The 25,544-nt window shown below is 70.5% G+C and carries 26 protein-coding genes and 3 pseudogenes; 17 read left to right on the forward strand and 12 right to left on the reverse strand.

Annotated elements, in window-relative coordinates; translation table 11 throughout:
• Nucleotides 1-99: 99 nt before the first annotated feature.
• Nucleotides 100-1,566: a PPE family protein gene (locus MTAB308_RS10500; RefSeq protein ID WP_083746498.1), complete on the forward strand. Its 1,467-nt coding sequence runs from the start codon at nt 100-102 to the stop codon at nt 1,564-1,566.
• Here MTAB308_RS10500 and MTAB308_RS10505 read toward each other — a convergent pair.
• Entirely contained in the window at nt 1,563-2,180 is a 618-nt protein-coding gene (locus MTAB308_RS10505) for a cutinase family protein (protein WP_216823664.1), read from the reverse strand. The genes MTAB308_RS10500 and MTAB308_RS10505 overlap by 4 nt on opposite strands.
• Before the next feature lie 88 nt (nt 2,181-2,268).
• Between MTAB308_RS10505 and MTAB308_RS10510 the strand changes: the two genes are divergently transcribed.
• Nucleotides 2,269-3,075: a purine-nucleoside phosphorylase gene (locus MTAB308_RS10510; RefSeq protein WP_077099390.1), complete on the forward strand. Its 807-nt coding sequence runs from the start codon at nt 2,269-2,271 to the stop codon at nt 3,073-3,075.
• Nucleotides 2,996-4,591: pseudogene (locus MTAB308_RS10515) on the forward strand (phospho-sugar mutase); the annotation flags it as partial. The gene MTAB308_RS10510 and the pseudogene MTAB308_RS10515, both read left to right, overlap by 80 nt.
• 1 nt (nt 4,592) lies before the next feature.
• On the opposite strand, the gene upp reads toward MTAB308_RS10515, so the two are convergent.
• Nucleotides 4,593-5,216 carry a uracil phosphoribosyltransferase gene (upp, locus tag MTAB308_RS10520; protein ID WP_077099391.1) on the reverse strand — a complete coding sequence of 208 codons (624 nt, stop codon included), beginning with the start codon at nt 5,214-5,216 and terminating at the stop codon, nt 4,593-4,595.
• Nucleotides 5,217-5,311: 95 nt separating this feature from the next.
• Here upp and MTAB308_RS10525 point away from each other — a divergent pair, with 95 nt between their 5' ends.
• The 3 genes from MTAB308_RS10525 to MTAB308_RS10540 all read left to right on the forward strand — a co-directional run bounded on the left by MTAB308_RS10525 (nt 5,312) and on the right by MTAB308_RS10540 (nt 8,983).
• Nucleotides 5,312-6,163 carry an alkaline phosphatase family protein gene (locus MTAB308_RS10525; protein ID WP_483869902.1) on the forward strand — a complete coding sequence of 284 codons (852 nt, stop codon included), beginning with the start codon at nt 5,312-5,314 and terminating at the stop codon, nt 6,161-6,163.
• 424 nt (nt 6,164-6,587) lie between these two features.
• Entirely contained in the window at nt 6,588-7,934 is a 1,347-nt protein-coding gene (gene satS, locus MTAB308_RS10535; protein WP_077099392.1) for a protein export chaperone SatS, read from the forward strand.
• A gap of 65 nt (nt 7,935-7,999) precedes the next feature.
• Entirely contained in the window at nt 8,000-8,983 is a 984-nt protein-coding gene (locus MTAB308_RS10540; RefSeq protein ID WP_077099393.1) for a VWA domain-containing protein, read from the forward strand.
• Between the two features lie 13 nt (nt 8,984-8,996).
• Here MTAB308_RS10540 and MTAB308_RS10545 read toward each other — a convergent pair whose 3' ends face one another.
• Nucleotides 8,997-10,004, reverse strand: a complete 1,008-nt coding sequence (locus MTAB308_RS10545) for a VWA domain-containing protein (protein ID WP_077099394.1) — start codon at nt 10,002-10,004, stop codon at nt 8,997-8,999.
• Nucleotides 10,005-10,086: 82 nt separating this feature from the next.
• Here MTAB308_RS10545 and MTAB308_RS10550 point away from each other — a divergent pair, with 82 nt between their 5' ends.
• Both MTAB308_RS10550 and MTAB308_RS10555 read left to right on the forward strand, forming a co-directional pair.
• Nucleotides 10,087-11,232 (forward strand): amidohydrolase family protein, encoded by a 1,146-nt coding sequence (locus MTAB308_RS10550; RefSeq protein WP_077099395.1) that lies wholly within the window; start codon nt 10,087-10,089, stop codon nt 11,230-11,232.
• An 81-nt stretch (nt 11,233-11,313) separates the two neighbouring features.
• On the forward strand, nt 11,314-11,715 hold the full coding sequence (locus tag MTAB308_RS10555) for a DUF4189 domain-containing protein (RefSeq protein WP_157900937.1): 402 nt from the start codon (nt 11,314-11,316) through the stop codon (nt 11,713-11,715).
• A gap of 20 nt (nt 11,716-11,735) precedes the next feature.
• Here the strand turns inward: MTAB308_RS10555 and MTAB308_RS30270 are convergent, their stop codons facing one another.
• Both MTAB308_RS30270 and MTAB308_RS29740 read right to left on the reverse strand, forming a co-directional pair.
• Nucleotides 11,736-12,011 (reverse strand): DivIVA domain-containing protein, encoded by a 276-nt coding sequence (locus MTAB308_RS30270; protein ID WP_281253106.1) that lies wholly within the window; start codon nt 12,009-12,011, stop codon nt 11,736-11,738.
• Nucleotides 11,988-12,113: pseudogene (locus tag MTAB308_RS29740) on the reverse strand (DivIVA domain-containing protein); the annotation flags it as partial. The pseudogene MTAB308_RS29740 and the gene MTAB308_RS30270, both read right to left, overlap by 24 nt.
• 133 nt (nt 12,114-12,246) lie before the next feature.
• On the opposite strand from MTAB308_RS29740, the gene MTAB308_RS10565 reads away from it, so the two are divergent.
• A complete protein-coding gene (locus MTAB308_RS10565) occupies nt 12,247-12,531 on the forward strand; it encodes a GlsB/YeaQ/YmgE family stress response membrane protein (protein ID WP_077099398.1) in 285 nt (94 codons plus the stop codon).
• 34 nt (nt 12,532-12,565) lie between these two features.
• Here the strand turns inward: MTAB308_RS10565 and MTAB308_RS10570 are convergent, their stop codons facing one another.
• The 3 genes from MTAB308_RS10570 to MTAB308_RS10580 are packed head-to-tail and all read right to left on the reverse strand — an operon-like array spanning nt 12,566 to nt 15,338.
• Nucleotides 12,566-13,648 (reverse strand): adenosine deaminase, encoded by a 1,083-nt coding sequence (locus MTAB308_RS10570; RefSeq protein WP_077099399.1) that lies wholly within the window; start codon nt 13,646-13,648, stop codon nt 12,566-12,568.
• On the reverse strand, nt 13,645-14,943 hold the full coding sequence (locus MTAB308_RS10575) for a thymidine phosphorylase (protein WP_077099400.1): 1,299 nt from the start codon (nt 14,941-14,943) through the stop codon (nt 13,645-13,647). The genes MTAB308_RS10570 and MTAB308_RS10575 overlap by 4 nt, the downstream gene beginning before the upstream one ends.
• Complete coding sequence (locus tag MTAB308_RS10580; RefSeq protein WP_077099401.1) at nt 14,940-15,338, reverse strand: cytidine deaminase; 399 nt, start codon at nt 15,336-15,338, stop codon at nt 14,940-14,942. Before MTAB308_RS10580 ends, MTAB308_RS10575 begins: the two co-directional genes overlap by 4 nt.
• A gap of 231 nt (nt 15,339-15,569) precedes the next feature.
• On the opposite strand from MTAB308_RS10580, the gene sdhC reads away from it, so the two are divergent.
• From sdhC to MTAB308_RS10600, 4 genes are read left to right on the forward strand one after another with little or no spacing between them, the layout of a single operon-like run.
• Nucleotides 15,570-15,908 (forward strand): succinate dehydrogenase, cytochrome b556 subunit, encoded by a 339-nt coding sequence (sdhC, locus tag MTAB308_RS10585; RefSeq protein ID WP_245831403.1) that lies wholly within the window; start codon nt 15,570-15,572, stop codon nt 15,906-15,908.
• The gene (locus MTAB308_RS10590) at nt 15,905-16,372 is read left to right on the forward strand and encodes a succinate dehydrogenase hydrophobic membrane anchor subunit (protein ID WP_077099403.1); all 468 of its coding nucleotides are present in this window, start codon (nt 15,905-15,907) and stop codon (nt 16,370-16,372) included. Before sdhC ends, MTAB308_RS10590 begins: the two co-directional genes overlap by 4 nt.
• 10 nt (nt 16,373-16,382) lie before the next feature.
• The gene (gene sdhA / locus MTAB308_RS10595; RefSeq protein ID WP_077099404.1) at nt 16,383-18,137 is read left to right on the forward strand and encodes a succinate dehydrogenase flavoprotein subunit; all 1,755 of its coding nucleotides are present in this window, start codon (nt 16,383-16,385) and stop codon (nt 18,135-18,137) included.
• Entirely contained in the window at nt 18,137-18,937 is an 801-nt protein-coding gene (locus tag MTAB308_RS10600) for a succinate dehydrogenase iron-sulfur subunit (RefSeq protein WP_077099405.1), read from the forward strand. The genes sdhA and MTAB308_RS10600 overlap by 1 nt, the downstream gene beginning before the upstream one ends.
• A 48-nt stretch (nt 18,938-18,985) precedes the next feature.
• On the opposite strand, the gene MTAB308_RS10605 is transcribed toward MTAB308_RS10600, so the two are convergent.
• Nucleotides 18,986-19,243, reverse strand: coding sequence for a hypothetical protein (locus MTAB308_RS10605; RefSeq protein WP_077099406.1), 258 nt, complete (start codon nt 19,241-19,243; stop codon nt 18,986-18,988).
• A gap of 128 nt (nt 19,244-19,371) precedes the next feature.
• Complete coding sequence (locus MTAB308_RS10610) at nt 19,372-20,436, reverse strand: GGDEF domain-containing protein (RefSeq protein WP_077099407.1); 1,065 nt, start codon at nt 20,434-20,436, stop codon at nt 19,372-19,374.
• 100 nt (nt 20,437-20,536) lie between these two features.
• Here MTAB308_RS10610 and MTAB308_RS10615 point away from each other — a divergent pair.
• From MTAB308_RS10615 to MTAB308_RS10625, 3 genes and pseudogenes are all read left to right on the forward strand, one after another.
• Nucleotides 20,537-21,130 (forward strand): annotated as a pseudogene (locus MTAB308_RS10615) (carboxymuconolactone decarboxylase family protein); the annotation flags it as partial.
• Between the two features lie 19 nt (nt 21,131-21,149).
• A complete protein-coding gene (locus MTAB308_RS10620; RefSeq protein WP_077099409.1) occupies nt 21,150-21,881 on the forward strand; it encodes a helix-turn-helix domain-containing protein in 732 nt (243 codons plus the stop codon).
• A 46-nt stretch (nt 21,882-21,927) separates the two neighbouring features.
• Entirely contained in the window at nt 21,928-23,019 is a 1,092-nt protein-coding gene (locus tag MTAB308_RS10625) for an alpha/beta hydrolase (protein ID WP_077099410.1), read from the forward strand.
• Here the strand turns inward: MTAB308_RS10625 and MTAB308_RS10630 are convergent.
• Nucleotides 22,963-23,865, reverse strand: a complete 903-nt coding sequence (locus tag MTAB308_RS10630) for a sigma-70 family RNA polymerase sigma factor (RefSeq protein ID WP_077099411.1) — start codon at nt 23,863-23,865, stop codon at nt 22,963-22,965. The genes MTAB308_RS10625 and MTAB308_RS10630 overlap by 57 nt on opposite strands.
• 26 nt (nt 23,866-23,891) lie before the next feature.
• Between MTAB308_RS10630 and MTAB308_RS10635 the strand changes: the two genes are divergently transcribed.
• Entirely contained in the window at nt 23,892-25,223 is a 1,332-nt protein-coding gene (locus MTAB308_RS10635; protein ID WP_108637263.1) for an aspartate aminotransferase family protein, read from the forward strand.
• On the opposite strand, the gene MTAB308_RS10640 is transcribed toward MTAB308_RS10635, so the two are convergent.
• Nucleotides 25,198-25,449: a hypothetical protein gene (locus MTAB308_RS10640; RefSeq protein ID WP_077099413.1), complete on the reverse strand. Its 252-nt coding sequence runs from the start codon at nt 25,447-25,449 to the stop codon at nt 25,198-25,200. The two genes, MTAB308_RS10635 and MTAB308_RS10640, sit on opposite strands and share 26 nt — an antisense overlap.
• Nucleotides 25,450-25,544 lie beyond the last annotated feature (95 nt).

The raw sequence follows: 25,544 nt of genomic DNA on the forward strand, positions 1-25,544 counted from the left end.
CCGATTACTATGTTGTTCGCCACTCCTGTGGACTAAAAGTATGAAACTCTGCTATCTATATGACATCCGTTTAAGACAGTCTCGGCCGAAGGATTCGCGATGAGCTTTTTGGTGCTGCCCCCGGAGATCAACTCGCTGCGGATGTTCGTCGGCGCGGGGTCGGCACCAATGCTAGAGGCCGCGGCGGCGTGGGACGGCCTGGCCTCCGAGCTGTCCTCGGCGGCATCGTCTTTCGCGTCGGTGACCTCCGGGCTCACGCAGCAGGCCTGGCAGGGCCCGGCGTCGGCGGCGATGATGGCGGCGGCCACCCCCTACGCGGGTTTCCTGAACGCGGCCGCGGCCCACGCCCAGAACGCGTCCGCGCAGGCCCAGTCCGTCGCGGCGGTGTTCGAGTCCACGTTGGCGGCGACGGTGCACCCGGCCGTGGTTGCCGCCAATCGCACCGACCTGGTTTCGCTGGTGATGTCGAACCTGTTCGGCCAGAACGCCCCCGCGATCGCGGCCACCGAGGCCGAGTACGAACAGATGTGGGCCCAGGACGTCGCCGCGATGGTCGACTATCACGCCGGCGCGTCGGCGGCGGCCGACCAGCTGCCTTCGGCGCTTCAGCCCCTGGACGGCATCGTCGGGTTCCTGGACAACATCCCGGGATTCAACGTCCTCGGAATCGGCAACTCGAAGCTGCTGACCCTGGGGATCGGAAACCAACTCGCGTGGAACCTGGGCAGCGGCAACAACGGCCAGATCAACCTGCTGGGCAGCGGCAACATCGGCGACGTCAACCTCGGCAGCGGCAACTTCGGCTTCTGGAACCTGGGCAGCGGCAACATCGGCAGCGCCAACTTCGGCAGCGGCAACAACGGCAGCTGGAACCTGGGCAGCGGCAACATCGGCGGCTTCAACCTCGGCTTCGGCAACAGTGGCAGCAACAACTTCGGCTTCGGCAACTTCGGCTCCGGGAATTTCGGCTTCGGCAACAGCGGCAACGGAAACATCGGCATCGGGCTCACCGGCGACCATCAGATCGGGTTCGGCGGGCTGAACTCGGGCACCGGCAACGTCGGCTTCGGCAACTCGGGCACCAACAACGTCGGGTTCTTCAACTCGGGCAACGGCAACATCGGCGTCGGCAACTCGGGTCAGTTCAACTCCGGCCTCGCCAACTCCGGAGCGTTCGCCACCGGGCTGTTCAACTCCGGATCGACCGACACCGGGATCTTCAACTCCGGCGACTACAACACCGGTGGCTTCAACGCCGGCAACTACAACACGGGTTTCTTCAACTCGGGCAGCATCAACACCGGCGTCTTCAACTCCGGCGACCTCAACACCGGAGTGGGCAACCTGTTCACCGGGTCCGGCGCCAGTTCGGGTTTCGGAAACTCGGGCGTCGACAGCTCGGGCTTCAACAACTCCGGCGACAACGCCTCCGGGATAGGCAACGCCGGCGACTACGTCTCGGGCCTGTTCAACTCCGGCGTCGCCGAGATCAGCGGCATCCTGAACAACGCGCCGACGGGCTTCACCTCGGGCATCTCCAACCTGCGCAACATCCTGGCGGGTTAGACCAGCCCGGCGATGAAACCCGCCGCCTGGCCGGGGTAGGGCGGTGCCTCGTAGTCGTGGTGCGCGTCGCGGTCGCGGCCGCCGACGACGCACACGGGATCACCGGGGCTGCACAAGTCGATGGCGCGACCGGCGAACGCACCGGTCGTCGACAGGGGCGTGTCGAAGCGGTTGCCGGGATTGCCGAACACCGCCACCGCCCGGACCTTGTCGGCCAGACCGGGATCCAGCGCGGGAGCCGATCCGAAGTTGCCGATGCGCTGCCCGATCGGCGGGACCCCCGCCAGCATCGACACCGCGGCGGCGCCCTGCGAGAAGCCACCGAGCACCAGCCGCGTCGCCGGGCACTGGTCGACCATCGCGGCGATGTGATCGCGCGCGTCGTTGGCGCCGTCGGCGGTCGTCAGAAAGTTATAGCTGGCCGGATAGTTCACCGGATAGGCATCGACGCTGCGCGCGCCGAGGGCGGGCCGCAGCGCGGCGAACAGCGCATCGCCCACCGCCCCCAGGCCGGGCGGCTCGGCGGTGCCGCGGGCGAAGATCAGTTGGACATCCGGACACCCGTCGGCCCCTGCCGCCGGTGCCGGTCCGCTCGTGAGCGTGGCGACCGACACCGCGACGGCGACGACCCGACCAAAAAACGACCACCTAGGACGACGCATACGGCAGATCCTCACATACGCCGGGCTAAGCTCGCCGACTGTGGCCGAACCCCCGCTCGATCCCGACGAACTCGCCAGGCAGGCGGCGCGGGCCATCGCCGAGCGGACCGGGGTAGCCGAGCACGACGTCGCCATCGTGCTCGGATCGGGTTGGCGGCCCGCCGCGGCGGCGCTGGGCACCCCGACCGCCACGCTGCCTCAGGCCGAACTGCCGGGGTTCGCCCCGCCGACCGCCATCGGGCACACCGGCGAGCTGTTGTCGATGCGCATCGGTGCGCAGCGGGTGCTGGTGATGGTCGGTCGCGTGCACGCCTACGAGGGGCACGACCTGTGCCACGTCGTGCACCCGGTGCGGGCGGCCTGCGCGGCGGGCGCGCGCGTCGTCGTGCTCACCAACGCGGCCGGCGGGCTGCGCCCGGACATGGCCGCGGGCCAGCCCGTGCTGATCAGTGACCACCTGAACCTCACCGGCCGCTCCCCGCTGGTCGGCCCGCGCTTCGTCGACCTCACCGACGCCTACGCGCCGCGGCTGCGCGAGCTGGCCCGCCGGGGCGATCCGGCGCTGACCGAGGGCGTCTACGCCGGGCTGCCCGGGCCGCACTACGAGACCCCCGCGGAGGTCCGGATGCTGCAGACGCTGGGGGCCGACCTGGTCGGCATGTCGACGGTGCACGAGACGATCGCGGCCCGCGAGGCCGGCGCCGAGGTGCTGGGCGTGTCGCTGGTGACCAACCTGGCCGCCGGGATCAGCGGCGCGCCGCTCAGCCACGCCGAGGTGCTGGCCGCCGGCGCCGCGGCGGCCGGCCGGATGGGCGCCCTGCTGGCCGACGTCGTGGCGCGGTTGTAGCGCCGTGGCACCGGCCCGCCCACTCCGATTCGGCACCGCGGGGCTGCGCGGCCCGGTGCGCGACGGGCCCGACGCCATGAACGCCGCGGTGGTCGCGCGCGCGACCTGGGCGGTGGCGCGCGTGCTCACCGAGGGGGGCGCGGCCGGCTCGCTGGTGATCGTCGGCCGCGACGCCCGGCACGGCTCGGCGGCGTTCGCCACCGTGACCGCCGAAGTGCTTGCCGCCCAGGGCTTTTCGGTGCTGCTGCTGCCCGGGCCGGTGCCCACCCCGGTGGTCGCCTTCGCGGTGCGCCACACCGGCGCCGCCGCCGGGGTGCAGATCACGGCGTCGCACAACCCGCCGACCGACAACGGCTACAAGGTGTACTTCTCCGGCGGCATCCAGATCGTCTCCCCCGTCGATCGCCGGATAGAAGCGGCGATGGCCGCCGCTCCCCCGCCCGCCGAAATCGCCCGGCAACCCGTGGCTCCCGCGGCGACCGACCTGGTCGAGCGCTACGTCGAGCGCGCGGCGCGGGTGCGGCGCGGCACCGGTTCGGTGCGGGTGGCGCTGACGCCGCTGCACGGGGTCGGGGGCGCGGTGGCCGTCGAAGCCCTGCGGCGCGCGGGATTTCACGAGGTGCACACCGTCGGGGCGCAGTTCGCGCCCGACCCCGACTTCCCGACCGTCGCGTTCCCCAACCCCGAGGAGCCCGGCGCCAGCGACGCGCTGCTCGCCCTGGCCGCCGAGACGACGGCCGACGTCGCGATCGCCCTGGACCCCGACGCCGACCGGTGCGCGGTGGGCATCCCCTTGGAGAAATCCGGCGCCTCCGGCTGGCGGATGCTGTCCGGCGACGAAACCGGTTGGCTGCTGGGCGATTACATCCTGTCCCGCGAACCCGCCGCCGACACCGCGGTGGTGGCCAGCACCGTGGTGTCATCGCGGATGCTGGCGGCGATCGCCGCGCGCTACGGCGCGACGCACGTCGAGACCCTCACCGGCTTCAAGTGGCTGGCGCGCGCCGACTCCGACGCGCCGGGCAAAACGCTGGTGTACGCCTACGAGGAGGCGATCGGCCACTGCGTCGATCCGGATGCCGTGCGCGACAAGGACGGCATCAGCGCCGCGGTGCTGGCGTGCGACCTCGTGGCCGCGCTGCAGGCGCAGGGTCGTTCGGTGCCCGACCTGCTCGACGACCTGGCCCGCCGCCACGGCGTGCACGACGTCGCGGCGGTGTCGCGCCGCGTCGCCGACGCCGACGAGGCCGCCGGCCTGATGCGGCGGCTGCGCGCGGACCCGCCCCGCCGGCTGGCCGGCTTCGCCGCCGACCTCACCGACATCACCGACGCGCTGATCTTCGCCGGCGGCGACGACGCGACGTCGGCCCGGGTGGTGGTGCGACCGTCGGGCACCGAGCCGAAGTTGAAGTGCTACATCGAGATTCGCTGCGCGCCGACCGATGACCTGCGGTCCGCCCGGCATCGCGCGCGGGCGCTGCGCGACGCGCTGGTCTCAGACGTTCGCACCTGGTGAACTAGCGGGGCCCGAACTGACGATCGCCCGCGTCGCCCAGGCCGGGCACGATGTAGGCGATCTCGTTGAGCCCGTCGTCGACGGCCACCGTGAAGAGCCGCGTTCCGGGTGCCGCTTTATCCAGCGCCGCAACGCCTTCCGGCGCGGCCACCACGCACAGCACGGCGATGTCCGACGCGCCGCGGCGCTGCAGCAGGCCGATCGTGTGCGTCAGGGACCCGCCGGTGGCCAGCATCGGATCGAGCACCAGCACCGGGGTTCCGCTCAGGTCGTCGGGCAGCGACTCCATGTACCCGCTCGGCAGGTGGGTTTGCTCGTCGCGGGCCACGCCGACGAACCCCACCCGCGCCTCGGGCAGCAGCGCGAGCGCCTGGTCGACCATGCCCAGCCCGGCCCGCAGCACGGGCACCAGCAGCGGCGGGTTGGCCAGCCGCACCCCGAGCGTGTCGGCCAGCGGCGTGCGGATCGGGAAGGTCTCGCGGCCGGCGTCCCGGGTGGCCTCGTACACCAGCATCGCGGTCAGGTCGCGCAAGGCCGCGCGGAAGTGGGCGTTGTCGGTGCGTTCGTCGCGCAGGGCCGTCAGCCGCGCCAGGGCCAGCGGGTGATCGACGACGCGCACGTCCACGGGAAGTGACCCTATATAACGATTGCGACCGGTAACGCTGACACGCTCGCGCGACGCCGTCCGCGGGCCAAGTCCGCTCATATACTCCCGACGTGCTGAGCGCAATCAAGAGCCTCGCCGGCGCGGCCGCGCTGGCGGCCCTGGTGGTCATCCCGGCGGTCCCCCGGGTCAGCCTCGCGGCGGCAGCGATGCCGCAGCCGTCGCACGTGGTGATCGTCATCGAAGAGAACCGCGCCCAGGCCCACATCATCGGCAACTCCTCGGCGCCGTTCATCAACGCGCTGGCCGCCGGCGGAGCCAACATGGCCCAGTCGTTCGCCGAAACGCACCCCAGCGAGCCGAACTACCTGGCGCTGTTTGCCGGCAGCACACTCGGGGTGACCAGCGACTCGTGCCCGGTCAACGGCGGCGCGACTCCGAACCTGGCCTCCGAATTGCTTTCCGCCGGTTACACATTCGCCGGTTACGCCGAGGGCCTGCCCGCCGCGGGCTCGACGGTGTGCAGCGCCGGCAAGTACGCACGCAAGCACGTGCCGTGGGCGAACTTCACCAACGTGCCGGCTGCCAGCTCGCTGCCGTTCTCCGCCTTTCCGATGGGCAATTACGCGGCGCTGCCGACCGTGTCGTTCGTCATCCCCAACAACGACGACAACATGCACGACGGCTCGATCGCGCAGGGCGACGCCTGGCTCAGCCGTGAGCTGTCGGGCTACGCCAACTGGGCGGTGGCCAACAACAGCCTGCTCATCGTGACGTGGGACGAGGACGACGGCGGGCCGCGCAACCAGATCCCGACGGTCATCTACGGCGGGCACGTGCAGCCCGGCACCTACACCGAGCAGATCAACCACTACAGCGTGCTTGCCACGCTCGAACAGATGTACGGGCTGCCCAAGATCGGCTACGCCGCCGGCGCCGCGCCGATCGCCACCATCTGGGCCGCCTAGCCCGACGGCCCGCTCCTTACTCGCGCCGTTCCGGCGCTCGCCGTCGCCGGGCTGGCCCGACGGCCCGCTCCTTACCCGCGCCGTTCCGGCGCTCGCCGTCGCCGGGCTGGCCCGACGGCCCGCTCCTTACTCGCGCCGTTCCGGCGCTCGCCGTCGCCGGGCTGGCCCGACGGCCCGCTCCTTACTCGCGCCGTTCCGGCGCTCGCCGTCGCCGGGCTGGCCCGACGGCCCGCTCCTTACCCGCGCCGTTCCGGCGCTCGCCGTCGCCCTGGCCCGACGGCCCGCTCCTTACCCGCGCCGTCCCGGCGCTCGCCGTCGCCCTGGCCCGACGGCCCGCTCCTTAACCCGCGCCGTCCCGGCGCTCGCCGTCGCCGGGCTGGCCCGATGGCCCGCTGCTGACCCGCCCGTCGCTATTGTGTGCCGCATGGCTGCTGACCTCGTGCCCATCCGCCTGAGCCTGTCCGAGGGCGACCGCTACACCGTGTGGGCGCCCCGCTGGCGCGACGCCGGCGACGAGTGGGAGGCGTTTCTCGGCAAGGACGAGGACCTCTACGCGTTCGAGACCGTTGCCGACCTGGTCGCCTTCGTGCGCACCAACACCGACAACGATCTGGTGGACCACCCGGCATGGCAGGAGCTGACCTCGGCGCACGCGCGCACCTTCGAACCCGCCGCTGACAGGCAGTTCGATCTGGTCGCCGTCGAGGAGCTGGTGGCGGAGAAGCCCACCGAGGAGTCGGTGACCGCGCTGGCGGGCACGCTGGCGATCGTGTCGTCCATCGGATCGGTGTGCGAGCTGCCGGCGGTGGCGAAATTCTTCAACGGCAACCCCACCCTGGGCACGGTGGCCGGCGGTATCGACACCTTCGCCGGGAAGGCGGGTCAGAAGCGCTGGAATTCGATCGCCGAGGTCATCGCGGGCGGCTGGGACGACGTGCTCGGCGCGATCGACGAGATCGTCAGCGCTCCCGACGTCGACGTCGAGTACGCGGCCAAGGCCGCCGAGGAACTGGCCGAGGAGCCCGAGGAACCGGAGATCGAAGAGGACACCGAGGAGGGCGACGAGGCCACCGTCGACGCGGCCAACGTCGACGCGGCGGCCGAGTCCGCGGCGGAGGACGACTCGGGGGCCGACGAGGAGCCCGCGGACGAAGACGATGAAGATGACGGCGAAGAGGACGAGCAGGACCGCGCCGCCGGTGACACCGTCGTGCTGGGCGGCGCCGAGGACTTCTGGGTCCAGGTGGGCATCGACCCGATCCGGATCATCACGAGCGCCGGCACCTTCTACACGCTGCGCTGCTATTTGGACGACCGCCCGATCTTCCTGGGCCGCAACGGCCGCATCAGCGTGTTCACCTCCGAGCGGGCGCTGGCCCGCTACCTCGCCGACGAGCACGACCACGACTTGTCGGACCTGAGCACGTACGACGACATCCGCACCGCCGCGACCGACGGCTCGCTGTCGGTCGACATCACCGACGACAACGTTTACGTGCTGAGCGGGCTGGCCGACGACTTCGGCGACGGGCCGGACGCGGTGGATCGGGATCAGCTCGATTTGGCCGTGGAGCTGCTCCGGGACATCGGCGACTACTCCGAGGACCCCGCGGTGGAAAAGGCGCTCGACACCGGCCGGCCCCTGGGCAGGCTGGTGGCCTCCGTGCTGGAGCCGGAGACGGTCACCAAGCCCGGCCCGCCCTACGCCGCGGCGGTGCGCGAATGGGAGAAGCTGGAGCAATTCGTCGAGGGGCGGCTGCGGCGGGAATAGCCGGCGAATAGGCGCGCGAGCCGCCCCGTTTGACGGGCCCCCAAGACTGCTCTTTACTGGCGCAGGTGTCACTTCCCGGCATCGGCCCGCTGCCCCTGTACGGGTTGCAGCGTCCGGTCATGCTGCTGTTTGCCTTGGTCCCGCTGGCGCTGCTCGCCGTCTACGTCCTGGCGCAGGCCCGGCGCCGGCGGCGCCTGCGCCGGTTCACCGAGTCCGAGGTTCCGCAATCGTGGTGGCGGCACCTGCCGATCGCGGTTGCGCTGCTTTCCCTGCTGCTGTTGACCGTCGCCCTGGCCACGCCGACCCACGACATGCGCATCCCGCGCAACCGCGCCTGCGTCGTGCTCGTCATCGACATGTCGAACTCCATGCGCGCCACCGACGTCGACCCCAACCGGCTCAAAGCGGCCGAGCAGGCGGCCAGCCAGTTCGCCAGCCAGCTGACGCCGGGCATCAATCTCGGCCTGGTCGGGTTTGCCGGGACGCCCTACCTGCTGGTGCCCCCGACCCCGCAGCACCAGGCGACCCTCGACGCGCTGAAGAAGCTCGAGTTCGGCGACGGGACGGCCACCGGCGAGGCGATCTTCACCGCGCTGCACGCGGTCGGGGCCGCGGCCATCACCGGCGGGGACACCCCGCCGCCGGCCCGCATCGTGCTGCTGTCCGACGGCGGCGAGAACAAGCCGACCGATCCCGGCGACCCCCACGACGGCGCCTACACCGCCGCGCGGCTGGCCAAGGACCAGGGCGTGCCCATCTCGACGATCTCGTTCGGCACCAAGGGCGGCGAGATCGAGATGAACGGGCAGCGGGTCGCCGTTCCCGTCTCGACCGACCAGATGCGCACCATCGCACGGCTGTCGGGCGGGCAGTCCTATACCGCGACCAACATCGCCGAGCTCAACAAGAGCTACAACGCCATCGAGAACGATATCGGGTTTCGCACCGTGGCCGGCCCCGGCAGCTCCGGGTGGCTGCGCCTGGGCGTCCTCGCCGCCCTGATCGCCACGGCGCTGGCCCTGCTGATCAACCGGCGATTGCCGATCTGATCGACGACCTGAGTCAGGAAGGCAACCTGCTGTTGAGGGCCACACCGGCCAGGATGGCGCCGGCCAGGACCACCGCGCCGAGCAGCATCCACGCGAGGCTGGCGTCGCCCTTCACCGTCTCGTAGCCGATCTGGCGCTGCAGCGTCGAATAGACCTGCTCCAGCGATTCCAGACTGTCGGCGTGGAACGCCTGGCCGTCGGTGATCTTGGTGATCTCCTGCAGCGTCTGGTCGTCGACGGGGACCGGGATGGTGGCGCCCTCGTAGTCGACGGTGCCGTAGGGCGTGCCGAAGGAAATCGTCGAGATCTGCACCTCCTCGGCCTTGGCCGCGCGCGCCGCGGTGAACGCGCCCTGCGGGGCGTTGGGGTCCAACGGCACGTTCTCGGCGCCGTCGGACTCCAGCACGATGCGCGCCGGGGGCGGCCCGTCGCCGCCGCCCATCACCGAGCCGACGGTCGCGATCGCCTGCAGCGCGGTGAAGATGCCCTCCCCGGTCGCGGTTTTCGGCGCCGGCTTGAGGCCGTCGATCGCCGCCTTGACGGCCTGGCGGTTCGTCGTCGGCGACACCAGCAGCGACGCGTTGGCCGCGAACTCCACCAGGCCCAGGTTGATGGCCGGAGTCAGCTCGTCGGCGAATTTCTTGCCGGCCTCCTGCGCGGCGGCCAGCCGGGTTGGGGCGACGTCGGTGGAGGCCATCGATTCCGACACGTCGATGACCAACACCACGACGGCGCGGTTGAGCGGAATCCGGATGTCGGACGTCGGCCCGGCCATCGCGGTGGTCAGCAGCGCCAACGCCGCGGCCAGCAGGATCGTCGGCACGTGCCGCCACCGGCCGGAGCGCAGCGGCGCGACTCGCTCCAGCACCTCCATGTTGGCGAACCGCAGCACCCGGCGCCGCCGGGCGAATTGCACCGCCACGTAGATCCCTATCACCAGCAGGACGACCAGCAGGACCAGGAAGAACCAGGCGTTCTGGAAGCCCGTCAGGGACACCGGGCCCAGCAGCGGCAGCTTCATGTCCAGCCACAATATGCGGCGAACGTCGACCCTGCACGGGGGTCCCTTGACGCGGCGGGGTGCCGGTGGGACAACTGGCGGTGTGACCCGCATCGTCGACTCGGACCAGCACCTCTACGAGAGCCGTTCGCTGTGGGCAGAGCACATCGACCCGGCGGCGCGCGCGGACGCGCTGGGCCTGGCCGACGACGAGCTCGGCTACACCTGGCTGAGCTGGCGCGGCGAACGCCTCGCCCTGGCGGACGTCCACCTGCCCGGCGACACCGCGTCCTGCGGGGAGCACCGCAAGCGGCAACGCGCGGGCGAGCCCGCCTCCTACCGGTACGACGAGGCGTTGCCGGCCGCGTACTGGGAGCCGGCGGCGCGCCTGGGATGGCTCGACGGCGCCGGTCTCGACGAGGCGGTCCTGTTCCCCAACTTCGGCCTGCTCTGGGAGCGGCGCCTGTCGCCGTCGCTTCCGGCGATGACCGCGAACATGACGGCGTGGAACCGATGGTGCGCAATCGTGCGGGCGGAGGGCGGCGGCCGGCTGCACCCGGTCGCGCACCTGACGTTGCGCGACCCGGAGTGGCTCGAGGCCGAGCTCGACGCGCTGGCGGGCGCCGGGGTCACGCTGGCCATGATCGGCGCCGGGCCGGTGGACGGCCGGGCGCTGTCGCACCCCGGGCACGACCGGATCTGGGCCGCCCTCGCCGACCACGCCGTCACGCCGGTGTTCCACGTCGCCGATCAGGTGCGGGTCTTCGACGACTGCTGGTATTCCGACGATCCGGGCGACGATCTGGTGCCGGCCACCGAGGCGGTGTTCCTGTGGGTGCCGCCGGCGCTGGCGCTGTCCGACCTGATCCTGCACGGCGTGTTCGACCGGCATCCGCGGCTGCGCTTCGGCGTGGTCGAGCTCAGCTCCGCCTGGGTGCCGCAGTTTCTGCTGATGCTGGACGGCGCGGCCGCCTTCACCACGCAGCTCAACGGCAAGCCGGTGACCCCGCTGGCCCGGCGGCCGAGCGAGTATTTCCTCGACCACGTGCGGGTGTCCTCCTTCTCCTACGAGAACCCCAAGCAGCTGGCCGCCCTGAGCGGCGACGTGTTCATGTTCTGCAGCGACTACCCCCACTCCGAGGGGACCGCGACCCCACTGGACGACTACCGGCGGATGGGCTGCGCGGAGCCCGACATGCCCGGGCTTTTTCACGCCAACGCCGACGCGCTGCTCAACCCGGCGTTCTAACGGGCCTCAGGGCGCCTTCTCATCGCGCTCCGAGCTACGGCTGCGATGGTGATCCGGGGGGCCGTACACGAGGTCGTGACCATGAGGAACGTTGCGCTGCCCGCCGTGATCGGTCTTTTCATCGCCGCCGCACCGGCGGTGGGGGCCCCGCCGGTGGCCCGGGCCGACGTCGACTTTTACTGCAGGCCCGGTTGCTGGGGGGCGATCGCGGCGTCGACCTCGACCGGGCAAGTGGCGATCCGACAGAACTATCGCACCAGAAACCAGGCCGAAGACGCGGCCGTCTTGTGGTGCGACGTCACCGGTAAGACGAACGACTGCGAGGTGATCATCTCGGGGCTGGGCTGTCTTTCGGTCGCGGAGAGCGGCGACGGAAAAACGTTGGCGGGACGCCAAGCGTTCTTCCAAGACGCGGCCGACGCGGCGGCCCTGGAAGGTGCGGGAGCCGGCTCGAAGATCGACCTCAACGGCTGCAGCGGCTGACGCCGCCGCGGCGGCCGCCGTCAGTCGACGATCCACCGGACGAGGCCGGCGACACCGTTGAGCAACCGGCGGCCCCTCGACTCGCGGGCGGGACCGCGTGCGTGCGACCACCCGACGGACGCCGCGCCGGATCCCGGCTGCAGCTGCGCCGCAACGGCTTCGAGGAATCGGTCGACCTCGTCTTCGTGATAGCCACGCATGCCGATCGGCGGCTTGGAGAAGGCCACGTTGCGAACCTGGTCCGCGGTCAGCGCGCGGCCGGCCGGATCTCGCAGCGCCGCCTCGACGACATCCAAAAACGCGTCGACCTCGTCTTCGTTATAGCCACGCATGCCGATGGGCGGCTTGGAGAAGGCCACGTTGTGGACCTGCTCGGGGGTGAGGCGGCCTGGCTCCATCACCACATGGTCTCACCGGAAAAGCCCGGGCGACAGAGATCGTTCGGGGGCACAAGGGGTTACAAGCCCGGCCGTTCGGGGAACCCGCAATCAGACGGCGCCCACTCGGGGAGCCGCTAGGACAGGAGCTGCAATGATCGGATCAATCATCCTGGCGATCATCGTGGGCGCGATCATCGGTGTGGTGGCCCGCCTCGTGATGCCGGGCAAGCAAAGCATCGGCATGATCATGACGGTGGTGCTGGGCGCCGTGGGCGGCCTGATCGGCTCGGCCGTGGCCGGGCAGTTCGGATACCACAACGCCAACGGCGGAATCGCCTGGATTCCGTTCTTCGTCGGCGTCGGCGCCGCGATCGTCCTCATCGCCATCTACGAGGCCGTGACGGGCCGCCGCAGCCACACCGGGATGCCCCGCTAGGTCTCCGTTTTCGACGACGGCTGGCGGTCGACGACTAACCGATCAGCACCGCGTACCGCGGCTTGATCACCTCGTCGATGATCGCCAGCCGTTCGTCGAACGGGATGAACGCCGACTTCATCGCGTTGATGGTGAACCTCTCGAGGTCGCTCCACCCGTAGCCGAAAGCCTCGACCAGCCGGTGCATTTCGAGGCTCATCGTGGTGTCGCTCATCAGGCGGTTGTCGGTGTTGACGGTCACCCGGAACCGGGCGCGGGCCAGCAGGTCGAACGGGTGCTCGGCGATGCTGTTGACCGCGCCGGTCTGCACGTTCGAACTCGGGCACAGCTCCAGCGGAATTCGCTTGTCCCGCAAGATCGATGCCTGCTGGCCCAGCCGGACGCCCCCGCCCTCGAGAACCTCGATGTCGTCGACGATGCGCACCCCGTGCCCCAGCCGGTCGGCCCCACAGAACGCGATCGCCTCGTGGATGGACGGCAGCCCGAACGCCTCGCCGGCGTGAATGGTGAAGCGCGCGTTGTGGTCTCGCATGTACTCGAAGGCGTCCAGGTGACGCGTCGGCGGGTTGCCGGCCTCCGCCCCGGCGATGTCGAACCCGACCACTCCCTTGTCGCGGAAGCGAATTGCCAGCTCGGCGATCTCGCGGGACACCGCGGCGTGCCGCATGGCGGTGACCAACAGCCGCACCTTGATCGGGCGCCCCGCGGCAGCGCAAGCCTTCTCACCGGCGGCGAACCCCTCCAGCACGGCGTCGACGATCTCGTCGAAGGACAGCCCGCGGTCGATGTGCAGCTCCGGGGCGAAACGCACCTCGGCGTAGACCACGGCGTCGGCGGCCAGGTCCTCGACGCACTCGTAGGCGACGCGGTACAGCGCGTCGGGCGTCTGCATCACCGCCACGGTGTGCGAAAACGGCTCCAGGTAGCGCTCCAGCGAGCCGCTGTGCGAGCGGGTGCGAAACCACGTGGCCAGCTCGTCGACGTCGGTGGCGGGCAGGCCGTCGTAGCCGGTCTGACCGGCGATGTCGATCACGGTCGACGGGCGCAGCCCGCCGTCGAGGTGGTCGTGCAGCAGGGCCTTGGGCGCCTTCTTGATCTGCTCTAGATCCAGTTTCACGTGGCGATCCGATCGATGATCAGCGGCCGGCGAGCCGGTGGCGTGTCACCGACGCTGAAGCCACCGTCCAGCTCGGCCAGCGCGGCGCCGAACCGCTCGGGGGTGTCGGTGTAGAGGGTGAACAGCGGCTCGCCGGCCGCGACGGGCTCCCCGGGGCGGCGGTGAATCCGGACGCCCGCGCCCGGCTGCACCGCTTGGCCCGGGCGGGATCGCCCCGCGCCCAGCCGCCATGCCGCCTGCCCCACTGCCATCGCGTCGATATCGCCCATTGTGCCGCCCCGGCCGGCGGTCACGGTCTCCGAACACGAACCGACGGGCAACGGGACCGACAGGTCGCCGCCCTGGGCCGCGACGAGCCGGCGGAACCGGTCCATCGCCGTGCCGTCGCGCAGCGCCCGGGCGGGATCGCGGTCGTCGATCCCGGCGAGCTCGAGCATCTCGGTGGCCAGCCGCACCGTCAGCTCCACCACGTCGGGCGGCCCGCCGCCGGCCAGCACCTCCAGCGACTCGGCGACCTCGAGCGCGTTGCCCACCGTGGCCCCCAGCGGGCGGTTCATGTCGGTCAGCAGCGCCCGGGTGGGCACGCCGTGCGCCGCGCCGAGCCCCACCATGGCGTGCGCCAGCTCGCGGCTGGCCGCCTCCGAGGGCATCAGCGCCCCGGACCCGACCTTCACGTCGAGCACCAGCGCGCCCGCCCCCTCGGCCAGCTTCTTGCTCATCACCGAGCTCGCGATCAGCGGCAGCGACTCGACGGTGGCGGTGACGTCGCGCAGCGCGTACAGCTTGGCGTCGGCCGGCGCCAGGTCGCCGGCGGCGAAGATGGCCGCGCCGACGTCGCTGAGCTGCTCGCGCCCCCGCCGGCCGGACAGCGCGGCGGAAAAGCCGGCAATGGCCTCCAGCTTGTCCAGCGTGCCGCCGGTATGCCCGAGCCCGCGGCCCGACGCCTGGGGCACGGCCGCGCCGCACGCGGCGACGAGCGGGACCAGCGGCAGGGGGATCTTGTCCCCGACGCCGCCGGTGGAGTGCTTGTCCACGGTCGGTAGGGGCAGGTCGCGGAAGTCCAGGCGCTCGCCGGAGGCCAGCATCGCCGCCGTCCACCGCGCGAGCTCGCCGGGGTCCATGCCGCGCCAAAAGATCGCCATCAGCAGCGCCGACATTTGTTCGTCGGCGACCAGGCCGCGGGTGTACGCGCCGACGACCCAGTCGATGGCCGCGTCGGACAACCGGCCGCCGTCGCGCTTGGTCCGGATCACCGTGGGCGCGTCGAAAGCCGCGTCGGATTCGACGCCGGTCAAGGGCGTTCCCGGGGCAACTCGGCGGTGAAGGCTTCCGGCAGCAGCTCGCCCAGCCGGCGGGGCCGCACCGGGTGGTCGATCAGCAGCTCGGGGCCGCCGTGCTCCAGGAGCACCTGACGGCACCGCCCGCACGGCATCAGCGGGGCGCCCTGGGCGTCGACGCAGGCGAGCGCGACCAGCCGGCCCCCACCGGTGGCATGCAGGGCGCACACCACACCGCACTCGGCACAGAGAGCAAGGCCATATGAGACGTTCTCCACATTGCAGCCGGTGACCACGCGGCCGTCGTCGACCAGCGCCGCCGCCCCGACCGCGAATCGCGAGTAGGGCGCGTAGGCCCCCGTTGCGGCCTGGATTGCCTTGTCGCGCAGCGCATTCCAATCGATGTCGGGCATCCTCACCTCCCTGGAATCCCCCTGTCGACGGCCGGCTCGAGACCGTCACCCTAACTCTGACACGACAGTTCGCCCGGCGGACTGTTCGGCACGACCCTCTAGCTGGCAGGGTTAGGCTGAATTGCCCGGCTTGACTGTCGTTTCAACGTTAAGGGCGGTGAGGACTTGGTGAGTGCTGCCACCGCGCGCAAGCGGCGAGCGCCCCGGACCCTGTATCGGGGCGACCCCGGCATGTGGTCGTGGGTGCTGCATCGCATCAGCGGCGCGACGGTCTTCTTCTTCCTGTTCGTCCACGTCCTGGACGCCGCCATGCTGCGGGTCAGCCCGCAGACCTACAACGCGGTGATCCACGACTACCAGACGCCGGTCGTCGGCCTGATGGAGTACGGCCTGATCGCCGCGGTGCTCTTCCACGGCCTGAACGGCATCCGGGTCATCCTGATCGACTTCTGGTCGCAGGGCCCCCGCTACCAGCGGCTGATGTTCTGGATCGTCGGCATCGTCTTTTTGCTGCTCATGGTTCCCGCCGGCGTGGTGACCGCCATCCACATCCTGGAGCACTTCCGATGAGCAGCCCCGACCTCCAGCTCGGCCGCGGCCAGGCGGCGCCGGTCAAGCAGCGCTTCTACGACCGCCCCGCCAGCCTGGACAATCCCCGATCGCCGCGCCGGCGCGCGGGCATCCCCAACTTCGAGAAATTCGCGTGGCTGTTCATGCGGTTCTCCGGGATCGCGCTGGTGTTCCTGGCGATCGGGCACTTGTTCATCATGCTGATGTGGGACGACGGCGTGTACCGCATCGATTTCAACTACGTGGCGCAGCGCTGGCATTCGCCGTTCTGGCAGATCTGGGACATGGCGCTGCTGTGGCTGGCCGAGCTGCACGGCGGCAACGGGCTGCGCACCATCATCGACGACTACAGCCGCAAGAACTCCACCCGGTTCTGGCTCAACAGCCTGCTGCTGTTGTCGATCGGGTTCACGCTGGTGCTGGGCACCTACGTGCTGGTGACCTTCGACCCGAACATCTCGTGAAAGGCGAGCCGTGATCTCCCAACACCGATACGACGTGGTGATCGTCGGCGCCGGGGGCGCCGGGATGCGCGCCGCCGTCGAGGCCGGGCCCCGGGTGCGGACCGCGGTGCTGACCAAGCTCTACCCCACCCGCAGCCACACCGGCGCCGCCCAGGGCGGCATGTGCGCCGCGCTGGCCAACGTCGAAGACGACAACTGGGAATGGCACACGTTCGACACCGTCAAGGGCGGTGACTACCTCGCGGACCAGGACGCCGTCGAGATCATGTGCAAGGAAGCCATCGACGCGGTGCTCGACCTGGAGAAGATGGGGATGCCGTTCAACCGCACCCCCGAGGGCCGCATCGACCAGCGCCGCTTCGGCGGTCACACCCGCGACCACGGCAAGGCGCCGGTGCGCCGGGCCTGCTACGCCGCGGACCGCACCGGCCACATGATCCTGCAGACGCTGTACCAGAACTGCGTCCGCCACGACGTGCAGTTCTTCAACGAGTTCTACGCGCTGGACCTGGTGCTCACGCAGACCCCGAGCGGGCCGGTGGCCACCGGCGTGGTCGCCTACGAGCTCGCGACGGGCGAGATCCACGTCTTCCACGCCAAGGCCGTCGTGATCGCCACCGGCGGCTCCGGCCGGATGTACAAGACGACCTCCAACGCGCACACGCTGACCGGCGACGGCATCGGCATCGTCTTCCGCAAGGGACTTCCGTTGGAGGACATGGAGTTTCATCAGTTCCACCCGACGGGACTGGCCGGCCTGGGCATCCTGATCTCCGAGGCGGTGCGCGGCGAGGGCGGCCGGCTGCTCAACGCCGAGGGCGAGCGGTTCATGGAGCGCTACGCCCCGACGATCGTCGACCTGGCGCCCCGCGACATCGTCGCGCGCTCGATGGTGCTCGAGGTCCTTCAGGGCCGCGGCGCCGGCCCCAACAAGGATTACGTCTACATCGACGTCCGCCACCTCGGCGCCGACGTGCTCGAGGCCAAGCTGCCCGACATCACCGAGTTCGCCCGCACCTATCTGGGCGTGGACCCCGTGCACGAGCTGGTGCCGGTCTACCCGACGTGTCACTACGTGATGGGCGGCATTCCGACCACCGTCACCGGACAGGTGTTGCGGGACAACACCTCCACCGTCCCCGGGCTGTACGCCGCGGGCGAGTGCGCGTGCGTGTCGGTGCACGGCGCCAACCGGCTGGGCACCAACTCGCTGCTGGACATCAACGTCTTTGGCCGCCGGGCCGGCATCGCCGCGGCGAGCTACGCCCGGGGACACGACTTCGTCGACATGCCGCCCGACCCGGCGGCCATGGTCGTCGGCTGGGTGGGCGACATCCTCTCCGAGCACGGCAACGAGCGCGTCGCCGACATCCGCAACGCGCTGCAGCAGTCGATGGACAACAACGCCGCGGTGTTCCGCACCGAGGAGACGCTGAAGCAGGCGCTCACCGACATCCACGCGCTCAAGGAGCGCTATTCGCGAATCACCGTGCACGACAAGGGAAAGCGCTTCAACAGCGACCTGTTGGAGGCCATCGAGCTGGGCTTCCTGCTGGAGCTGGCCGAGGTCACCGTGGTCGGCGCGCTGAACCGCAAGGAGTCCCGCGGCGGGCATGCCCGCGAGGACTACCCGAACCGCGACGACGTCAACTACATGCGCCACACCATGGCGTACAAGCAGGGCACCGATCTGCTCAGCGACATCGCGCTGGACTTCAAGCCCGTCGTGCAGACCCGCTACGAACCCAAGGAACGGAAGTACTGATGGCCGCAGACGTCGAGCCCGGCCTGGAGCCTCCCCCGCCGCCGATCCCCGAGGGCGCGGTGATGGTGACCGTGAAGATCGCCCGGTTCAACCCCGACCAGCCCGAGGCCTTCGCGAAAACCGGTGGCTGGCAAAGCTTTCGGGTGCCATGCCTGCCCAGCGACCGGATGCTCAACCTGCTGATCTACATCAAGAGCTACCTGGACGGCACGCTGACCTTCCGGCGGTCCTGCGCGCACGGGGTGTGCGGCTCGGACGCCATGCGCATCAACGGCGTCAACCGGCTGGCCTGCAAGGTGCTGATGCGCGACCTGCTGCCCACGCCGAAGAAGGGCAAGCCGGCCAAGCCGCTGACCATCACGGTCGAACCGATCCGCGGGCTGCCGGTGGAGAAGGACCTGGTGGTCGACATGGAGCCGTTCTTCGACGCCTACCGGGCGGTGAAGCCGTACCTGATCACCAGCGGCAACCCCCCGACGCGGGAACGCATCCAGAGCCCGACCGACCGCGCCCGCTACGACGACACCACCAAGTGCATCCTGTGCGCGTGCTGCACCACCAGCTGCCCGATCTTCTGGCACGAGGGCAGCTACTACGGGCCGGCGGCGATCGTCAACGCCCACCGCTTCATCTTCGACAGCCGCGACGAGGCCGCCGCCCAGCGCCTCGACATCCTCAACGAGGTCGACGGGGTGTGGCGGTGCCGGACCACGTTCAACTGCACCGAATCCTGCCCGCGCGGCATCGAGGTCACCAAGGCGATCCAGGAGGTCAAGCGCGCGATCATGTTCTCGCGCTGAACGCTTCAGGTCTTTGATTCCCCGCCCCGGGCGTCGACGGTTGCGCCCCTACTGGCGTCCCTCGTACGGCGGGACGGCGCTCCCCGTGTCCTGCGGCGGCAACTCGCCGGTGCCGCCGTAGGTGTCCGACGCGGCGGGATCGCTCATCGGCGGGTTCGCGTCCTCGTCAACGGTCCCGACGGGCCGGTCCCCGCGGCCCTGCTCGGGCGTGTCGGGGCCGGTGTCCCGCGCGCCGCTGCCCGGCTGCGGATCGTCGAAATGCTCCAGCCGCCCGTTTTCCGATCCTTGATCATTTTGAGAGGTCATCACTGTCTCCTCACCCTCTCCCACCCTGCCGCACTGGATGGCGGCGCGGGTAAGACACGGGTACCCGAACTCCGCGCGCCGAACACGTCGTGCCCCGGCCGGTCGATCGCCGGAGCTCGCGGGCGCGGTCAGCAAAGTTCGTGGTGGTGACTTCGGTTGCCCCCCAACCGTTTGGCCTGATACATCGCGGCATCCGACGCGCTGATCAACTCGCCCAGCAGTGCGTGCGGTTCGGGTGCGGTGTCGTCCAGACGAGCGCAGGCGGTGCCGATGCTGGCGGTGACCCCCGCGGCCGAGTCCGCGATGGCCCGGCACATCCGCGCGGCCAACGATTCGGCGTTGCAGCCCGCCGAAGTGCCCGCCAAGAGGAATTCCTCACCCCCGCTTCGCGACACCACCGCCTGGTTGTCGGCCGCGGCCAGCAGCGCCTGGGCGACCTGCACCAGCGCGTGGTCCCCCGCGGCGTGGCCACACCGGTCGTTGAGGGCTTTGAAGTTGTCCAGATCGATCAGCATCACGACCAGGTGGGAATCGATGCCGCGTCGCGCCAGGATCATGCCCAGCGCCTCGTGCTGGAACGCGCGCCTGTTCAGCAGGCCCGTCAACGGGTCGCGGTCGGCGCGCAGCAGGTCCCCGGACAAGGCGCGCACCAGGACGCGGATGGCCAGCGGCAGGGCGATGTTGACCTCGATCACCAGCCACAGATCCACGCCCGCGAGGCTGGGGTGGCCCGATCTCGCCAGCGACAAGGCCTCCCACGAGCCGACGGCGGCGGCCAGCGCGAAGTTGTACAGCACGAACCCCGTGGTGTGAAAGAACGCGAGGTAGGCGCCGAAGGTCGCGAAGGCGACGCACCCGATCAGTGCGGCCAGCGGGTTCGGGTGCGCCAGGCACGCCAACGCGACGGCGGTGTTGCACGTCATGGCGAACACCAGCGATTGCGGGCGCGTCGGCCAGCGCCATATCCACAACAACATTCCCGCCACCCCGCCGGCGACGGCGACCCACATCATCGCCACCGGCACCGGGCCGCGGGGACCGTCCGCACCGGCCAGCAGCGCGACGAGGCACAACACCATCGACGCGGAGATCAGCGCCATCACGGCCCGGGTGGCGCCGCTGATGCCGCGCGAAGCCAGGTAGCCGGAGAGCCAGTCATACTGATCGGCCCCCCGGCTAAACAGCGCGGTCATCGTCGACTCTCACTCGCTCCCCATCGCCACCGCCCGTCCAGCGGCTAGCCGCATCCTACGGCCCTATCGCGGCAGCCCGTCACACTTTCGCACCCCGTCCCGTCAGAGGGATATGACTCAGAAAACCCGCATCGAGCCCCTATCCCCCAGGCGCGCCGGGCTGCTGACCCGGGCCATGTATCGCGTCGCCAAGCGGCGCTACGGCCAGGTTCCCGAGCCGTTCGCCGTGTCCGCGCACCATCGCAAGCTGATGCTCGCCGGCGCCGTGCACGAAACGATGGTCGACCGGGCGTCCAGGACGCTCCCGGTCGGCGTGCGCGAACTCGCGGTGCTGTGGGCCGCGCGGGCGATCGGCTGCTCGTGGTGTGTCGACTTCGGGTCCATGCTGCAGCGGCTGGACGGCCTGGACACAGAGCGGCTCAGGGACATCGACAACTACGCAACCTCGCCGCTGTTCAGCGACGACGAGCGCGCCGCCATCGCCTACGCCGACGCGATGACCGCCGACCCGCACACCGTCAGCGACGAGCAGGTCGCCGACCTGCGCGCCCGCTTCGGCGACGCCGGCGTGTACGAGCTGACCTATCAGATCGGGCTGGAGAACATGCGGGCGCGGGTCAACTCCGCGCTGGGCATCACCGAGCAGGGCTTCAATTCCGGTGACGCCTGCCGCATCCCGTGGTCGAGCCCGTAACCGGCGCTAGAGTGGCGGCATGCGCGTCTGGGACTTGGGCCCGGGTCGGCTCATGGTGGCCGGCGCATTCTCCGATCTCGCGCCGCACCACCACCCCGCCGTTCAGGTCACGGTTGGCGCCGGGGGTCCGTTGACGGTGACCCGGGCGGGCGGCCGGCGCGACGTGTGCCGGCTTGTCGTGGTCGGCAGCGGGGTGCGGCATGCGGTGCGCTCGGACGCGAAATCCGGGGCGGTGACGCTGTACTTCGGGCTGCAGACGCCGCAGGGCGTCGCGCTGAACGGCCTGGCGCGCCAGCGCGTCTGGGTCGTCGACGACGGACGACCGCTGGCCGAGGCGGCGGCCGCGCTGCTGGGCGACGAGGGCCCGCACGCCGCCGCTGATTTCCTGGTCGCCCGGCTGTGCGGACAGCACGACGGGCCGCGGTCGGTGCACCCGCAACTGCGGCAGGCGATCGAAGTCGTGTCGAGCCGGGTGCCGAGCCACGTCGACGTGGCCGCGGTCGCGAATACCGTTGCGCTGTCACCGGATTACCTCGGTCGGCTGTGCAAGCAGCAGACCGGGGCGTCGTTGTCGGCCACGATCCGCTGGGTGCGATTGGTGGCCGCGATCGGACACGTGATCGAGGGCCGCTCCGTCACCGACGCCGCCCACCTGGCCGGGTTCGCCGACGGCTCGCACGCCACCAGGGTGTGCTGGGAGATGACCGGGTCGGCCCCGCGCGACCTCGCGCGGGCGGTCCACGAATCCTGACGGATCCGTACAAGCGTTCCCGGCGCGATCGACCCACGCTTGGGATATGTCAGCACTAGGCATCCGGGCGGCGGCCGTCCGCGCGGTGTTCGGCTTGCCCCGGCCGGTCCGGCGGCAGTTGGCGGGTCCGCCGGTCCGCATCGACGGCCAGGAGCTGGACCTGGACGCCCAGCTGTTCATCCGTCTCAAAAACCGCTCGGGCTCCGACGTTTTCACCGATCCCGTGGACGAGGCGAGGGCGCGGTATGAACAGCTGCCGCGGCTCATCGCCTACGAGTCACCCGTGCGTGTCGCGGCGAGCGAAATCGGGGTGCCAGCCGAGCACGGCGGCATCGCGGCCACCCTGTACACCCCGGCCGGCCTGCCCGCGCCGTCGGGGCTGCTGGTGTATTTCCACGGCGGCGGCTTCTCCGTCGGCTCCCGAATCAGCCACGACCCGGTCGCCCGTTACCTGGCCGGCCGCGCGGGCGCGCGCGTGCTGTCGGTCGAGTACCGGCGCGCGCCCGAGCACCCGTTCCCCGCCGCCGTGCAGGACGCGATCGCCGCGTTCGATTACGCGCACCGCCACGCCGCCGAGCTGGGCGCGGATCCCGACCGCATCGCGGTCGGGGGCGACAGCGCCGGCGGGAACCTGGCGGCCGTGACGGCCCAACAGGCGGTGCGGCGGGGCGGCGCCATACCCGCGTTTCAGCTGCTGATGTATCCGCCGACCGATCTCGGCACGCGGCGGGCATCGCACGACCTGTTCAACCGGGCGTCCACGTTCACGGACGCGAATCTTCGCTGGGCGCTGGCCAACTACATACCGGACGGAACCGACCCGAGCGATCCCAGGCTGTCACCGCTGCGCGGCGACGTCACGGGCCTGCCGCCCGCGTACGTCGGCAGCGCCGGCTTCGACCCGATCCGCGACGACGGGATCGCATACGCCGAAAAGCTGTGCGCGGGTGGGGTTTCGGTGGCGCTGAGCCGCCAGTCCGACCTGCCGCATGCGTACCTCAACTTCGTCGGGCTGGGCGGCCGGTTCGCCGAGGCCGCCGCCGAGGCCGCCGGCGCCTTGCGGCTCGGCCTCGCGCTGGCTTCAGGGACGGCCCAAGGGAGAGCCGGTGAACTTGTCCGGGTTGGCGACATCCCATAGGGCGCAGACCTTTCCGTCGCGCACCGTGATCGCGAGGATCCGCGGCCGCATCGCCCAGTGACCGTCGTCGCCGGGCCCGCCCGCCGTGTAGGCGCCCAGTTCGCCGTTGACCAGCGCCAGTTGGTTGGCCGTGAAGAACGCCGGCCCGTAGCGGCGGGCCAGGCCGAACATGAAGCGAGCCACCTTGTCCGCCCCGCGAATGACGTGAACCGCGGTGGGCGCCTTGCCGTTTGAATCGCCGGTGAAGACCACGTCGGGATGCAGCAGCGCCACCACGGCCGCCAGGTCGCCGGTGGCCATGGCGGCCATCAGCCGGCCGACCACCTCGTTGTGGGAGGGATCGGGTTCCGGCGGCGGCTGCGCGCTGAGGGCCTTGCGGGCCCGCGACGCCAGCTGCCGCGCGGCGGCCTCGCTGGTTCCCAGCACCTCGGCCACGTCCGCGAACGGCACGGCGAAGCCGTCGTGCAGCACGAACGCGACCCGCTGGTCGGGCGACAGGCGCTCCAGCACCACCATCGCCGCGAACCGGGCGTCCTCGCTGGCCACCACGGCCGACAGCGGGTCGCCCCGGTCGAAGCCCGTGACCACCGGCTCGGGCAGCCAGTTGCCGGTGTAGGTCTCGCGGCGATGCGCGGCCGAGCGCAACCGGTCCAGGCCCAGCCTGCTCACCACGGTGGTCAGCCACGCCCGCAAGTCCGAGATGTCCTGGTGCTGCCCGTGCCAGCGCAGCCAGGCCTCCTGAACGATGTCCTCGGCGTCGGCCACGGTGCCGGTCAGCCGGTAGGCGACGGACATGAGATGTGGCCGCAGGGCCTCGAACTGGCTGACCTGCTGCGCTGCGGTCATACCGCGAGGCTACGCTCGCGAACGAGATGGCTGACAACCTGTGGCTCCACTTCGCCCGGCACGGACCCGACATCACCCCGCCGATCATCACGCGCGGCGAAGGGGTCAGCATCTTCGACGACCGCGGCCGCAGCTACCTCGACGGGTTGTCGGGGCTGTTCACCGTGCAGGTCGGCCACGGCCGCGCCGAACTCGCCGAGGTCGCCGCGAGGCAGGCCGCCACGCTGGCGTACTTCCCGCTGTGGGGGTATGCCACCCCGACCGCGATCGAGCTGGCCGGGCGCCTCGCACGCTACGCGCCGGGCGACCTGAACCGGGTCTTCTTCACCACCGGCGGCACCGAGGCCGTCGAGACCGCGTGGAAGGTGGCCAAGCAATACTTCAAGCTCACCGGCAAACCCGGTAAGCACAAGGTGATTTCGCGGTCGGTCGCCTACCACGGCACCACGCAGGGCGCGTTGGCGATCACCGGGCTGCCGCGGTACAAGGCGCCGTTCGAGCCGGTGACCCCGGGCGGCTTCCGGGTGCCCAACACCAACCTCTACCGCGCGCCCGAACCTTTCGATTCCGACGCCAAGGCCTTCGGCCGCTGGGCCGCCGACCGCATCGCCGAGGCGATCGAGTTCGAGGGGCCCGACACCGTCGCCGCGGTCTTCTTGGAGCCGGTGCAGAACGCGGGCGGCTCGATCCCGCCTCCCCCAGGCTATTTCGAACGGGTGCGCCAGATCTGCGATTCCTACGACGTGCTGCTGGTCTCCGACGAGGTGATCTGCGCGTTCGGCCGGATCGGGTCGATGTTCGCCTGCACCGACTTCGGCTACGTGCCCGACATGATCACCTGCGCCAAGGGCATGACGTCCGGCTACTCGCCGCTGGGCGCGATGATCGCCAGCGAGCGGTTGTTCGAGCCGTTCAACGACGGCAAAACCATGTTCCCGCACGGCTATACGTTCGGCGGTCACCCCGTGTCGGCCGCCGTGGCGCTGGCCAACCTCGACATCTTCGAGCGCGAGCGCCTCAACGAGCGGGTCAAACACCACGCCCCGCTGTTCCGCGCCACCCTGGAGAAGCTGTACGACCTGCCGATCGTCGGCGACGTGCGCGGCGAGGGCTATTTCTACGGCGTGGAACTGGTCAAGGACCAGGCGAGCAAGCAGACCTTCACCGACGACGAACGGCGGCCGCTGCTCGGCCGCGTCTCCTCGGCGCTGTTCGACGCCGGGTTGTACTGCCGCACCGACGACCGCGGCGATTCCGTCATCCAGCTGGCCCCGCCGCTGATCAGCGGGCAGGCCGAGTTCGACACCATCGAGGCCGCCCTGCGCGGCGTGCTCAGCGAGGAGTGTCGGCGCCTGTAGCGAGGACCCGGTTGACCTCGTACGAGGCCAGCAAGACCTCCCGCGAATGCGCGGTGCTCGGGCTGCTCAGCAGCCGCGTTTGCGCGTTGCAGAGCCAGGTGAGCGCCGACCGCAAGTCGGCATCGGTGGCGCTGTCGCGATGCAGCTTCAGCTCGTCCAGCACGCGCTCACCCCCCGAGTGCCGCACCTGGGTGCCCTTCTCGACCTGCTTGAGCAGTTGGTCCAGCGATCGCGGACCGTCACCGTCGCGCCGCCGCCCGGAGAATGTTCGAGACCAAAATCCGTTGTTCTGAATGGGCAGACCCTTCGGTGGAGGTAGTC

The sequence above is a fragment of the Mycobacterium terramassiliense genome (assembly GCF_900157385.1).
In the GTDB taxonomy this organism is placed as follows: Bacteria; Actinomycetota; Actinomycetes; order Mycobacteriales; family Mycobacteriaceae; genus Mycobacterium; species Mycobacterium terramassiliense.

Excerpts from the sequence above, each read along its gene's own strand:
- MTAB308_RS10500 (WP_083746498.1), top strand. The coding sequence starts at position 100 with ATGAGCTTTTTGGTGCTGCCCCCGGAGATCAACTCGCTGCGGATGTTC.
- satS (WP_077099392.1), top strand. The coding sequence starts at position 6,588 with ATGGCTGCTGACCTCGTGCCCATCCGCCTGAGCCTGTCCGAGGGCGAC.
- MTAB308_RS10545 (WP_077099394.1), bottom strand. The coding sequence starts at position 10,004 with ATGAAGCTGCCGCTGCTGGGCCCGGTGTCCCTGACGGGCTTCCAGAAC.
- MTAB308_RS10555 (WP_157900937.1), top strand. The coding sequence starts at position 11,314 with ATGAGGAACGTTGCGCTGCCCGCCGTGATCGGTCTTTTCATCGCCGCC.
- MTAB308_RS10565 (WP_077099398.1), top strand. The coding sequence starts at position 12,247 with ATGATCGGATCAATCATCCTGGCGATCATCGTGGGCGCGATCATCGGT.
- MTAB308_RS10580 (WP_077099401.1), bottom strand. The coding sequence starts at position 15,338 with ATGCCCGACATCGATTGGAATGCGCTGCGCGACAAGGCAATCCAGGCC.
- sdhC (WP_245831403.1), top strand. The coding sequence starts at position 15,570 with ATGTGGTCGTGGGTGCTGCATCGCATCAGCGGCGCGACGGTCTTCTTC.
- MTAB308_RS10590 (WP_077099403.1), top strand. The coding sequence starts at position 15,905 with ATGAGCAGCCCCGACCTCCAGCTCGGCCGCGGCCAGGCGGCGCCGGTC.
- MTAB308_RS10600 (WP_077099405.1), top strand. The coding sequence starts at position 18,137 with ATGGCCGCAGACGTCGAGCCCGGCCTGGAGCCTCCCCCGCCGCCGATC.
- MTAB308_RS10605 (WP_077099406.1), bottom strand. The coding sequence starts at position 19,243 with ATGACCTCTCAAAATGATCAAGGATCGGAAAACGGGCGGCTGGAGCAT.
- MTAB308_RS10610 (WP_077099407.1), bottom strand. The coding sequence starts at position 20,436 with ATGACCGCGCTGTTTAGCCGGGGGGCCGATCAGTATGACTGGCTCTCC.
- MTAB308_RS10620 (WP_077099409.1), top strand. The coding sequence starts at position 21,150 with ATGCGCGTCTGGGACTTGGGCCCGGGTCGGCTCATGGTGGCCGGCGCA.
- MTAB308_RS10625 (WP_077099410.1), top strand. The coding sequence starts at position 21,928 with ATGTCAGCACTAGGCATCCGGGCGGCGGCCGTCCGCGCGGTGTTCGGC.
- MTAB308_RS10630 (WP_077099411.1), bottom strand. The coding sequence starts at position 23,865 with ATGACCGCAGCGCAGCAGGTCAGCCAGTTCGAGGCCCTGCGGCCACAT.
- MTAB308_RS10635 (WP_108637263.1), top strand. The coding sequence starts at position 23,892 with ATGGCTGACAACCTGTGGCTCCACTTCGCCCGGCACGGACCCGACATC.